Origin of the sequence: Mesorhizobium sp. M7A.F.Ca.CA.001.08.2.1, assembly GCF_003998455.1 — a bacterium.
GTDB lineage: Bacteria > Pseudomonadota > Alphaproteobacteria > Rhizobiales > Rhizobiaceae > Mesorhizobium > Mesorhizobium ciceri.
Genome location: NZ_RZPW01000139.1, coordinates 1 through 10,294 on the forward strand (window position 1 = coordinate 1; position 10,294 = coordinate 10,294).

The 10,294-nt window shown below is 62.6% G+C and carries 9 protein-coding genes; 7 read left to right on the forward strand and 2 right to left on the reverse strand.

The annotated features are described in order from the left end of the window. Nucleotides 1-1,909: alpha-ketoacid dehydrogenase subunit alpha/beta (locus EN914_RS11110; protein ID WP_127389078.1), on the reverse strand; the 1,909-nt coding region annotated here is incomplete at its 3' end. A gap of 335 nt (nucleotides 1,910-2,244) precedes the next feature. On the opposite strand from EN914_RS11110, the gene EN914_RS11115 reads away from it, so the two are divergent. Together EN914_RS11115 and EN914_RS11120 are read left to right on the forward strand one after the other, a co-directional pair. Continuing rightward, entirely contained in the window at nucleotides 2,245-2,523 is a 279-nt protein-coding gene (locus EN914_RS11115; protein ID WP_024501850.1) for a type II toxin-antitoxin system ParD family antitoxin, read from the forward strand. Next, complete coding sequence (locus tag EN914_RS11120; protein ID WP_024501849.1) at nucleotides 2,520-2,819, forward strand: type II toxin-antitoxin system RelE/ParE family toxin; 300 nt, start codon at nucleotides 2,520-2,522, stop codon at nucleotides 2,817-2,819. Before EN914_RS11115 ends, EN914_RS11120 begins: the two co-directional genes overlap by 4 nt. Nucleotides 2,820-2,867: 48 nt before the next feature. On the opposite strand, the gene EN914_RS11125 is transcribed toward EN914_RS11120, so the two are convergent. Continuing rightward, entirely contained in the window at nucleotides 2,868-3,647 is a 780-nt protein-coding gene (locus EN914_RS11125) for a LuxR C-terminal-related transcriptional regulator (protein ID WP_024501848.1), read from the reverse strand. Nucleotides 3,648-3,759: 112 nt separating this feature from the next. On the opposite strand from EN914_RS11125, the gene EN914_RS11130 reads away from it, so the two are divergent. The 5 genes from EN914_RS11130 to EN914_RS11150 form a co-directional block, all read left to right on the forward strand. After that, nucleotides 3,760-5,919, forward strand: a complete 2,160-nt coding sequence (locus EN914_RS11130; protein ID WP_024501847.1) for a hydantoinase/oxoprolinase family protein — start codon at nucleotides 3,760-3,762, stop codon at nucleotides 5,917-5,919. A 12-nt stretch (nucleotides 5,920-5,931) separates the two neighbouring features. Beyond that, nucleotides 5,932-8,136, forward strand: coding sequence for a hydantoinase B/oxoprolinase family protein (locus EN914_RS11135; protein WP_024501846.1), 2,205 nt, complete (start codon nucleotides 5,932-5,934; stop codon nucleotides 8,134-8,136). After that, nucleotides 8,133-8,627 (forward strand): acetone carboxylase subunit gamma, encoded by a 495-nt coding sequence (locus EN914_RS11140; protein WP_024501845.1) that lies wholly within the window; start codon nucleotides 8,133-8,135, stop codon nucleotides 8,625-8,627. Before EN914_RS11135 ends, EN914_RS11140 begins: the two co-directional genes overlap by 4 nt. A gap of 87 nt (nucleotides 8,628-8,714) precedes the next feature. After that, nucleotides 8,715-9,542, forward strand: a complete 828-nt coding sequence (locus EN914_RS11145; RefSeq protein WP_024501844.1) for an SDR family NAD(P)-dependent oxidoreductase — start codon at nucleotides 8,715-8,717, stop codon at nucleotides 9,540-9,542. A gap of 226 nt (nucleotides 9,543-9,768) precedes the next feature. Next, the coding region (locus EN914_RS11150; protein ID WP_206527195.1) for a hypothetical protein at nucleotides 9,769-10,294 on the forward strand (526 nt) is incomplete at its 3' end.

The following is a 10,294-nucleotide window of genomic DNA, read 5'->3' on the forward strand; positions in this document are numbered from 1 at the left end:
CGGTCGGGTCGAGGCTGCGCAGGTCGATGATCTCGGCATCGACGCCGGTCTCCTCGACCACCTCTCTGGCGACAGCAACCATGCTGGCGCTGGCGAGCAGTGTGCAGGCGCTGCCCGGCCTGACGATCTTCGCCTTGCCGAGCCGCACGCAATAGTCACGGTCGTCGGTTGGAACAGGACCCTCGCTCGGGAACAGTTCGACGTGCTCGATGACGACCACCGGATCGTCGCATTTCAGTGCTGAATTCATCAAGCCGATATAGTCGAAGGGCGTCGTCGGGGCGACGATGCGCCAGCCGGGAAACAGGGCGAAAAGCCCGGACGGATCGCCCGAATGCTGCGAGCCGTAGCCGGTGTGCGGCGAGACGCGCACCCTGACCACGATCGGCACCGGAAAGCCGCCGCCGAACATGTGGCGCACCTTGCTGACTGCGTTGAACAGCTGGTCGGCGGCCACCAGGCAGAAGTCGCCGAACATGATCTCGACGACCGGTCGCAGGCCGCAAAGCGCTGCACCCAGCGCCACGCCGACAAAACCGTTCTCGGCGATGGGCATTGCCAGTACACGCTCCGGCCAGCGTTCCAGCGCACCCTTTGTGGCGCCCGAAACGCCGCCGCGCAGCCGGTGCACATCCTCGCCCATGATGATGATGCGCGGGTCCTGCTCCATGGCGCGCGCGATGACCTCGGACGCGGCAACCATGAACTTGACCGGCCTGGTGTCGGCAGGCGGCACGTCCTCGATCTCGAGGAAGCGCTCGCCCTTCAGTTCGGAAAGATCACCGCGTATCTGGTTGTCGACGCCGCCTGGGTCTGGCCACAGATGGTCGGGAATGCGCAGCGCGTTGCCGCTCATTTCGGTGAGCGAATCGGCAGCACTGTTGACCACCTCCATGACGCGCTGGTCGAGTGTGCCGAGGTCGGAAGTGTTCAAAATGCCCATCGTCTTCAGACGAGCGGCCATCGTGACCAGTGGATCGCGCGCTTTCCAGACGTCTTCCTCGGCGCGCGTGCGGTAGCCGAATTCGCTGCCCGGGCGGGCGCCGCTCTGGTGCAGGAAGCGGTAGCAGAGCGCCTCGACCAGCACCGGGCCACCGTCTTCCTCGATCGTCCGGCGCGCCTCGCGCATGGCATGGTGGACCGCCACCACATCCATGCCGTCGCATTCGATGCCACGAAAGCCGAGCATAGGTCCGCGCGAGGCCAGCCGCGTCTCGCGCGTCTGCTCGTTGATGTGCGTGGAGACGGCATAGAGATTGTTTTCGGCGAAAAAGATCACCGGCAGCCGGTAGAGCGCGGCGATGTTCATCGCCTCATAGGCCGGCCCCGCCATCATCGTGCCGTCGCCGAAGAAGGCGACCGAGATGTTGCCGGTGTCGAGCAGCTTGTCGGCCAGCGCATAGCCGGCCGCATGCGGCAGGTTGCCACCGATAATGGCGCTGGTGCCCGGTATGCCGGAAGCATCGTCGCGCATATGCATCGAGCCGCCACGGCCGCCGCAATAACCTGACTTGAGGCCCATGATCTCGGCCATCAGGCCGCGTACCGAGCCCTGCATGTCCGGGTTGAAAGCGTCATGCAACGGGTCGAATCCGCCGGGCGTCTGCGCGTTGACAAGCTTGGCCAAGACCTGGTGATGGGCGCGGTGGGTGCCGTTGATGCGGTCGCCCGTACCGAGCACGGACATGGCGCCGACCGCCGTCGCCTCCTGGCCGATGCTGGCGTGTGCCGGACCATGCACCAGCCCGGCATTGGCGAGGTCGAGCACTTTTTCCTCGAAACGGCGGATGAGCAGCATCTGGTGATACCAGCGCACCAGGCTCGAAACCTCGGCATCGTCCCAGTCCGAATCATCGACGTCTAGCCGCAACCAGGGCGCCGATGGCTGGATCGATGTCTGCTGGACCATGTCAGCTAGTTCCGTTCTGGTAGATGATATATCAAATATTTTCTCAGTCGATTGGGCCGGTCACTTTTCCCTGGGTATGGCGCTCTGGCTGGCCGGCGCCACATAATGGAATTAAATTTCATTTTCTGACAGAGCCGAGACTAAGCTGGGACGCCGCCATTCCGCAAGAGGAATTTTGAGGCGCGCTTTGGCCATTCCAATCTTGAAAGAGGATGGCGGATTGCGGCGAGAGCAACATCCAGCATGTCGGCAGCCGTCGCCGTATGACGGCGGCAGATTTCAGGTGCAGCCTCGCGTCGGTATGATATAATCACACCGACGTTATAGGAGAAATCATGGCCGCTACCGAAAAACGCACCTTCAGCCTCCCAGCAGAGCAGGCTGCTTTCATTGATCATCTCGTGAAATCGGGAACCTACGCGACCAGCAGCGAAGTGATCCGCGCCGGGCTTCGCGCCCTGCAAGAGCGCGACGCGGCCGTAGAACGTTGGCTCCGCGAGGAAGTCGTGCCGACCTACGACAGATGGAAGGCAGATCCTAAGGGCATTTCCACGGAGGAGATGGCCGAGCGGTCGCGCAAACGTCACGAGGCGCGCTTGCAGAGGGATGCGTGAAGCAACGGGCTGTCATCTATACACCCAAGGCCGGCGACGATCTCGACTGGATTTACGAGACCGTCGCGGAGGCTAGCAGCGCAGTCACAGCTGACGGCTACGACCAACGGATCAGGGCATTCTGCGAACGCCTCGACTACGGCTCCGAGCGCGGCTCTCGTCGGGACGATCTGCTGCCAGGGCTTCGCGTCACCGGATTTGAGCGCCGCGTCACCATTGCGTTCATCGTGGAACCAGAACAGGTGGTGATATTGCGTGTGTTTTACGGCGGGACCAATTGGGAGGAGGAGTTGTAATTTGCAACGGGAAGAGCCCGTTGAACCGGATTGCTGCCTGAAACTCGCCTACCGCTCCGCTCGGTGCTGAAAAAACTGCAAAAACAATTCCCGCTCCGTGGTGATGTCGAGCTTCTCGTAGATGCGCCGGCGATGGTTCTTGACCGTGCCCACGGTGATGCCGAGGCGCTCGGCGATGTTGGCTGTCGGGTGGCCGGCGAGGATTAGCTGAACCAATTCCCGCTCGCGCAGCGACAGCTCCGGCCACAGACTGGCCGGGATCGTCGGCTCCTGCCGGGGCGAGGCGCCGGGGCCTGTCGGCGCCGACGTGCGGGAGAACTTGGTTCCGTGCGCCTTGATGTCGAGCGCATGCAGCGCCTCGAATACAGGCAACCGCTCGTCCAGCAGGGTGATCTCGCTGTCCTTGAATGAGGTGGTCGAACGGTCGAGGAAGATGCCGAGGCACCAGTCGCCGCCATCCGCCAGCATGATGCCGACCTCGTCGCAGATCTCCGACTGCGCCAGGAAGCCGGCAATGTACTGGCCGCGCTTGGCCTCGTCGTCGGCGAGCCGTTTCAGCGGCATGATGCCCAACCTGCGCTCGCGCCGCCACGAGGCATAGAACGGGTCGAACACGTAGTAATTGTGGAGATAGCGCCGGACCATCTCATCCGAGAAGCGCCGGTGCTTGATGAATTCGGGTGTCTGCGTCGCCGAATAGCGCGTCACCGTGACGAGGTCGTGGTCGATGTCGGCGCCGATCAGGTCGATCAGGCAGTCGACATGCCTGTCCGTGCCGATGGCGGCGATCGCTTTGGCGAGCGGCGCCCAGATATTGCCCATGCGCATGCCCTTTTCTCGGCGATGTCAGCCCAACCGTCATTGTGTCTTTAGGCATATGGCGCGAGGCCATCGAATGAATCTAGCCTAGCGTCAACCTAGACCAGATCCCGAGGCGACCGTGACCCAACCCAATCTCACCGCCCCCATTGTCGGCAACCCAATCGTCATCGGCATCGACGCCGGCGGCACCATGACCGACACGATCCTTGTCGATCAGGACGGCCACTTCAAGATCGGCAAGTCGGCGACCACGCCGAAGAACGAAGCCGAGGGTTTCCTGGCCTCGGCCGAGGACGCGGCGGATGCCTGGGGCATCTCGCTGGAATCATTGTTTTCAGGCGTCAACGTCGTGCTCTATTCCGGCACCGGCATGCTGAACACGCTGTTGTCGCGCACCGGCCGCCGGCTCGGCCTGATTACCACCAAGGGCCTCGAGGACATGATCCTGATGGGCCGCGGTCTGCAGGCCTGGGCCGACTATTCCTATGCCGACCGGCTGCATGCGGTCACCCACCATCATCCCGATCCGCTGGTGCCGCGCCGCCGCACCCATGGGGTCACCGAGCGCATCGACCAGTTCGGCGACGTCGTGCTGCCGCTCTATGAGCACGAGGTTTCTGCAGCCGCCAAAAAACTGATCGCCGACAAGGTCGAAGCGATCTGCATCATGACCATCTTCTCGCACGTCAATCCGGTGCACGAGAAGCGCATCGCGGAAATCTGCCGCGAAGAGGTCGACAAGGCCGGCGCCGACATCATCGTCTACACCAGCCACGAGGTCCGCCCGGTCATCCGCGAGCAGTCGCGGCTGAACTCGGTCCTGATCGAGGCCTACGCGACCTCGCGCGGCCGCAAGCAGCTTAGGGGTATCGAGGACGTCTCGAAGAAATACGGCTTCAAATATGGCGTGCAGACGCTGCTCTCCTTCGGCGGCCTGACCTCGATCAACCATCCGCGCCTGCATGAAACCATGATCTCCGGCCCGATCGGCGGCATCCTCGGTGCTGCCTATGTAGGCAAGCTGATCGGCAATGATTCGCTGATCTGCTCGGACATGGGCGGCACCTCCTTCGACATGGGCGTTATCACGCGCGGCCAGACGCGGATCGAGAACGAGCCGCTGATGGATCGCTTCAAGCTCAACGTGCCGACGCTGCACCTCGATACGATCGGTGCCGGCGCCGGCATGATCCTCAAGGTCGATCCGCTGACCAAGAAAGTCTCGCTTGGACCGGAAAGCGCCGGCTCCGATCCAGGTCCGATTTGCTTCGCCAGGGGCGGCACCGAACCGACCATTGCCGATTGCGATGCAATTCTCGGCCGGCTCAACCCGCACTATTTCCTCGGCGGCAAGGTCGTGCTGCAGGTCGAAAAGGCCCGCCGCGCCTTCCAGGAGAAATGCTCCGACATCCTGGGCGTCGGTCTGGAGGAAGCCGCCGAAGGCATGATCGACATGCTGGAGGCCGACGCCAACAACGCGCTGCGCCGCGTCATTTCGGGCCAGGGCATCCATCCCTCCGAGTTCACGCTGCTGTCCTATGGCGGCTCTGGCCCGCTGCACCTGGCCGGCTGTTCCAGGGGCATCGGCTTCAAGGACATCATCACCTTCCAGTTTGCGGCCGCCTTCTCCGCCTTCGGCTGCACCACGGCTGATTTCATGCGCCGGCATTCGGTGTCGACGCAGCACGACATCCCGTCACGCGCCGATGAGGCGACGCTGGCCGCCTTCGGCGTCAAGGTCACCACGGTCTGGAACGACCTGACCAAGGCCGCGGTCGACGAGATGATCGCCGACGGCCATGCGCGCGAGAAGATCAGGACCGTGCCGTTCCTGATGATGCGCTACACCGGCCAGCTCGAGGATGTCGAAGTCATGGCGCCGCTGGCTGAGGTCAACTCGGCCGACGACATGCGCAGGGTTATCGACGAGTTCGAGGCGGTCTACGCCAAGGTCAATCATCGCGTGTCGCGCTACGGCGAGGCCGGCTTCACCATCACCGAACTCGGGCTGATCGCCACCGCCGACAAGGTCAAACCGGTGCTGCTCAAGCGTCCGCTTGGCAAGTCGGATCCGGCTTCCGCGCACAAGGGCGTGCGCGAGGCCTATATCGGCGGACGCTGGCACAAGGCCAATCTCTATGAGATGGACCTGCTGCAGCCCGGTCACGAAGTGATCGGCCCGGCCATCATCGAACACCCCGCCACCACGCTCGTCGTTCATCCGCAGGACCGCGTCCATGTCGATGAATGGACGCTGCTGCACTACACCCACGCTTGAGAGGGCATCGCCATGTTGGACAAACCTGCCTCGACCCTGCGCCTTCGCGAAAGACTGCTCGATTCCGAGCGGCTGATGGAAGAGACCGGCTGCTATGACGGCATCACGGAACTCATGCTGCGCAACCAGGATCCGCTGAAGTTCGAGACGCTGCACACCAAGCTGCGCGCCTATTGCGTCTCGGCTCGCGAAATGGCCCGCCGCATCTCGGCCTCGCCCGGCGTGCGCGAAGTCGGCGAGATGGTGGTCGCCATCTATACGCCCGAAGGCGACGCCATCGCGCTCTCCAACGGCATCATGGTGCATGTCCATACGATGAGCCGCTTCATCAAATGGATGATCAAGAACAATTACGAGGAAAACCCGAAGATCCGTGAAGGCGATATCTTCGCCAACAACGACGCCTTCATCGGCACCGTGCAGGTGCCTGATGTCATGGATGTGGTGCCGATCTTCCATGAAGGCACGCTGGTCGGCTGGGCCGGTGCCGTCTGCCACGAACTGGAAGCCGGCGGCATCACGCCGGGCGGCGATGTCTGCATGGCGCAGGAGCGCTTCACCGAAGGCCTGTTCGTCTGCGCCGAGAAGATCGGCGAGAATGACGAGATCCGGCGCGATTACGTCATACGCTGCGAGCGCAATCTGCGCATGCCGATCTACTGGGTGCTCGACGAGAAGGCCAAGGTCGCCTCCTGCATCGACATGCGCGAAAGCGTCAAGCAGCTCATCTCGGAGATCGGCCTGGACTACTGGATGAAGGTGTCGAAGGAATTCATCGAGGAAGGTCGCCGCGCCCAGCTCGCCCGCACCCGCCAGCTCACCGTGCCCGGCATCTATCGTGGCCACACGTTCTACGGCCATGTCACGGCGGGAAAGCCCGGCTTCCAGCTGCTCGGCGATCCCGACTGGCTCTACAACATCCCGATCGAGATGGAGATCACGTCAGACGGCAAGATCACCATGGACTTCGAGGGCACGCAGCCCTGGGGTTACCATTCGATGAACTGCACGCCGGCCGGCATGGATGGCGGCATGTTCGTGACGCTGACCCAGCACATGAATTTCGAAGGCCTGGTCAATGACGGTGCCTGGATGGCGACCGAACTGAAACTGCCGCACGGCACCTGGACCAACCCCGACAACGAGATGGTGGCCACCGCCACCTCTTGGGCGCTGCTGCTGCCGGCCTACGGCGTTTTCCAGCGGCTTTTGTCGCGCAGTTTTGTCGCGCGCGGCTTCGTCGAGGAGGCCTTTGTCGGCCAGGTCAACAGCCCGATGATCGAGATGGGCGGCGAAAGCCAATACGGCACGCCGTTCGGCATGGCGCATTTCGAGTGCGCTGCCGCCGGGTCCGGTGCGCTCGCCATCAAGGACGGTCTCGACACCGCCTATGTCGGCTGGAACCCGGAATCCGACATGGGCAACATCGAGGTCTGGGAACAGTCGATGCCGATGGTCTATATCGGCCGTTCGATCGTGCCGAATTCCGGCGGCGCCGGTAAATATCGCGGTGGCTGTTCCTTCGTCTCGACCTGGCTGATCAACAAGACCTCACATCTGCGGCTCCACACCTCCGAGCACTCCTCGCGCGTGTTCGACAATGGCGGCATGTGCGGTGGTTATCCGGCGCCGACCTGCCAGAAGCATCGCGCGGTGCGCAACTCAGACATTCACGAACTGGCGGCAAAAGGCGAACCGCTGGCGCATTCGCCCGGCATCGACCCTGACGTCTCCGACTACGAGAAGAACATCGGCGGCGACCATGTCGTGGTCGAAGGCCCCTACATCACCTCGCCGCACAAATCCGGCGACATCTTCAGCCATTCCTACAATGGCGGCGGCGGCTATGGCGACGTGCTGGAGCGCGATCCGATCAAGACGGCATGGGATGTCGAGAACGGCTTTCTCACCCGTGAAGCGGCGGACCAGGTTTTCGGAATTGTGCTGAAGGACGATGAAGACGGTTATCCCGTCGCCGATATCGACGCCACGGTCGAACGCCGCGCCGCCATGCGCAAAGAGCGCCTGGCTAAGGCGATCCCGGTGACGGATTGGATCGCCAAGGAGCGTGGCCGCGTCGGAAAGGCCGACTTCGCGCCCGAAGTGAAGAAAATGTACGCCAGCGCGATCAAGCTGTCGTCGCGCTTCACCAAGGAATTCAGCGATTTCTGGAACGTCGACGCCAAATCGATCTTCACGCCGGGAGCCAAGCCATGACCTCATACAGCAAGGAAGTTCTGGGCGATCTGGCCGCCGGCAAGCTGCCCTGGCCGCAGACAAGGCGCATCATGAGTGCCTACAAGGATGACGACCGTTTCTTCAAGATGGTTGCCGTCTATCAGGATCGTGTCGCCTGGAAGGACCCGATCCTGCTGCCGGTCTCGGACCATCTGTTCATCTGCCAGAGTGGCGATGAGCGCATTACCCGCTGCGAATGCGGCCACTCCTTCGGCGACTATCGGAAGAACTGGAAGCTCAACGCCGTGATTAACGTGCGCAACACCGAGGAGGCTTTGCGCGAGATCTATCCCAACAGCGATCTCCCTGATCCCGAATGGATGGAAATCCGGGAGTTCATCTGCCCGGAGTGCGGGACGCTGCATGAGGTCGAGGCGGCGGCACCCGGTTATCCCATCGTGCATGATTTCGAACCTGACCTCGAAGGCTTTTATCGCGAATGGCTGGGCAGACCGCTTCAGGTGTCCTGAACGCTCGTCGATGGAGGCTGCGCCGCTGTGATTGCCAAATCCGGTCAGGACTGATTGCCTACCCAAACGAAGCGGAGACCGTGCGCCATGAACAACCTTTCCGGCCGTAGCGCCATCGTGACCGGCGGTTTCTCGGGCATGGGCTTCGCCATTGCCACGGCTTTGGCCGAGGCTGGGGCCAATGTCGCCGTCGGCTCCTACATCGCGCCTGCCGGCGCCGACAGATCCGATGCCGCCTACTATCCGGCCGCCGACGAGATCGAGCGCGTGCGCTCGGCCCTTGCCGCCCATGGAACGAAAATTCACGCCGCACACCTTGACGTTCGCGACAGCGACGTCACCAACCGTTTCGCGGCTGATGCCGAGACGGCCATCGGCCCCGCCGACATTCTGGTCAACGCCGCCGGCACCACCGCCGAGCAGCCGGTCTGCGGCCATTCCGACGCGCTTTGGGACAAGATCGTCGACACCAACCTGACCGGCGCCTTCCGCGTCACGCGTGCCGTGCTGCCGGGTATGATCGAGCGCGGCTGGGGCCGCATCGTCAACATTGGCTCGACGGCCGCCTTGGTCGGGTGGAAGGACAACCCGGCCTACTGCGCGTCCAAGGCCGGCCTGCTGGGTCTCACTCGCTGCGTGGCGCTGGAAGGGGCGGCGCATGGCGTCACCTGCGTTATGATCAGCCCGACCTGGGTCGAGACCGAACTGATGCGCCGCAATGTGGCGCAGGTCGTGGAGCGCGAAGGCAAGGGGCGCACGCCAGAGGAAGCGATGGCCGAGATCGCCAGGGGCAACCCGCAGCAGCGCCTGCTGCAGCCGCAGGAGATCGCCGCACTGGCCGTCTTCCTGTGCTCGGATCTCGCCAAGGGCATCACCATGGAAAACATCCAGATCACCGGCGGAGCGCTTTGGTAGCGCTCCAGCGGGGTGCTTGCGAAAGTCCAACTGACGGGGACTGAAAAGGACCAGTGTCTAAAAAGGCGCCGGCATCAGGCGGGGCGCTTCCGCTTGCGACGACCGCCTTAGGACGGATTTTTCGCACGCGCCCTGCATCTCGCATGTGCGAAAAGTTCTTTCGCATCTGCGAGAAAAGGTGTTTACTGCTCTTGTAGCACTCGCCATTCTCACAGGCTGACTCTAGATGAAAGTAGCCGGTCTTCGGCCATTCCTGATAGCAGTGTTGGCGGCAGCTGGGTTAAATGGGCTCACTGATCGCTGTGCGCTTGCCGGGGAATCGGAGTTGCACAGCGCCCGGCTGGTTGGTCGCTTTTTGGCGACCGGAACCCAAGCCACATTTGAATGGCCGGGAACTGCCATCGAGGTTGAATTCCAAGGGGCATGGCTCGACGTAGTGCTTGACGACACAGGCCGCAACAGCATGGTCGTTGATGTTGACGGTGCTGTATCCCGCCTTGACTTGAAGAAGGGCGAACACACCTACAGAGTCGTATCGGATACGGTGGCCGCCCGGCACGCCGTGCGTCTTGTCCGCCGAACCGAAGCGTCATTCGGCGCGACTGTTCTCAAGGATATCCGGACCGACGGATCTTTTCTGCCGCCGCAGCCGAAAACCCGCAGCTTTTTAGTCATCGGCGACTCCATCTCGGCGGGTTACGGCGTCGAGGGCAAGGACGCCAAATGCCGGTTTAGCGCCGATACCGAGAACC